Here is a 1688-nt window from a genome sequence, read left to right on the forward strand (position 1 = left end):
ACACTACCTCGCGGCTCTCGATCGCGAACTCGACACCGATCCGACCGACACCGATTCGCCGTTCTGACGAGAAACCAGCACTCGCGCGCGACCACGGCTAGATGATCAGATTTCTACGGTTTCTCGTGATCGCCAACAGCTCGGCGACGCCGAGATCCGCGAAGTCGACGTCGCCGTCTAATCCACGTGCCGAAGATTCCCGGAATCCCGCATCAAAAGGCCGTGCGCGCTCTCGAAAAAGCGGGCTTCCGAATCGCACGCCAGAGCGGGCACATCATCATGACCGATGGCACCCGCATCCTCACCATTCCGCGCAACAACCCCATCAACGCCTTCACCCTCGGCGGCATCGTGCGCGACGCGGGGCTTACGGTCGAAGAGTTTCGCAAGCTCCTCTGAAGCCCTCTTCCCCCTCAGCCGCTCTCACCTCACCAGAGCTGCGGCGGAGCCGCCGCAGCTCTTTCCGGGGAGCCCCCCTTCCAGGGGGGCGGACGGGCGGCCGGCGTGCGCAAGGCAGCCCTGCCAATGCGGGGCAAGAGGTCCGGAGCCGGGCGAACTCTCGGGACGGCAAATACCTCTCGCACCGGTAAAGCGCAGCCCACCCCAAGTTGACATAACTTGTTATGTCAAGGCGGAGCGAAGCGCAGCCCGAGGAGGGGGCCGGACAGGGGCAGGTCGGTAAGCGCTCAGTAGACCCCATGTTTTCATCCTGAGAGATCGAGTCATCCTGGATCGGCTCGCAGAAGCGAGCTGAGGGAGGAGCGGGATGGGTCGATCGAAGGCGGAGAGGAATCTCACGCCGACGCAGCGGCGATGGTTGTCGCACCTGAGGCGATGCGCGCGAGAAGGCGAAACGGTTCGCGGCTACGCGAAGCGTCACCGGCTGTCGGAGTACACACTGTACACGGCGACGCGTGACCTTCGAGCGAAGGGCGTGCTGCCGCCGGCGAAGCGCGGTGCGAGGACACCGAGGAAGCGCCAGAGGGAGTCCGCGCATCCGCAGCGATTCATCGAGGTGAAGGCCGCACGGTCTGGGTTGCCGCTTTCCGGCTCGCCTTGGCGAGCCCGGCTTCCCAATGGCGTGATGTTGGAAGGGTCCTCGCCCCTCGGTCCCGTGGTCGAGGCGTTGGCTCGGCTGTGATGCGACCCACCGAGACGGTGCGGGTGCACCTCTGCCGTGACGCCGTGGACTTCCGAAAGCAGATCAACGGCCTTTCCATTCTGGCCGAAGAAGAGTTGGAGCTGGACCCGTTCTCCTCGCACGTGTTCGCGTTCTGCAATCGGCGTCGCGACCAGGTGAAGCTGCTCTACTGGGAGCGCAATGGGTTCGTGCTGTGGCAGAAGCGCCTCGAAAAGGATCGGTTCCCGTGGCCGAGGGAGGATGAGCGCGAAGTTCTTGCCGTCACGGGACGAGAGCTGAACTGGTTACTTGACGGGATCGACGTCTTCCAACTGAAGCCGCATGAATCGCTTTCGTTCTCGGCTGTGAGGTAGTGCCAGGGACCCCTCCGGTTGTTAGGTTTCGGTCGTGATCAAGGAAACGGTTCTTCCGGGCGATGCAGAGAAACTGCAGGCAATTCTCCTCGAACGTGATGCCGAAATCGAGAAGCGCGACGCCGCGATCACGGAACGCGACATCGAAATCCGCCAGCTCCGCGAGTACGTCCGCCTCCTGAAGAGCCAGCAAT

4 protein-coding genes are annotated in these 1688 nt (G+C 63.2%); all 4 read left to right on the top strand.

Annotated features, from left to right (window positions below; translation table 11 throughout):
• The first annotated feature begins 186 nt into the window (after nt 1-186).
• Nucleotides 187-399: a type II toxin-antitoxin system HicA family toxin gene (locus tag GY937_12290; protein MCP5057486.1), complete on the top strand. Its 213-nt coding sequence runs from the start codon at nt 187-189 to the stop codon at nt 397-399.
• 367 nt (nt 400-766) lie between these two features.
• Nucleotides 767-1141, top strand: a complete 375-nt coding sequence (locus GY937_12295) for a hypothetical protein (GenBank protein MCP5057487.1) — start codon at nt 767-769, stop codon at nt 1139-1141.
• Nucleotides 1138-1494, top strand: a complete 357-nt coding sequence (gene tnpB, locus GY937_12300) for an IS66 family insertion sequence element accessory protein TnpB (GenBank protein ID MCP5057488.1) — start codon at nt 1138-1140, stop codon at nt 1492-1494. Before GY937_12295 ends, tnpB begins: the two co-directional genes overlap by 4 nt.
• 34 nt (nt 1495-1528) lie before the next feature.
• Nucleotides 1529-1688: hypothetical protein (locus GY937_12305; GenBank protein MCP5057489.1), on the top strand; the 160-nt coding region annotated here is incomplete at its 3' end.

The organism is bacterium (assembly GCA_024228115.1).
GTDB lineage: Bacteria > Myxococcota_A > UBA9160 > UBA9160 > UBA6930.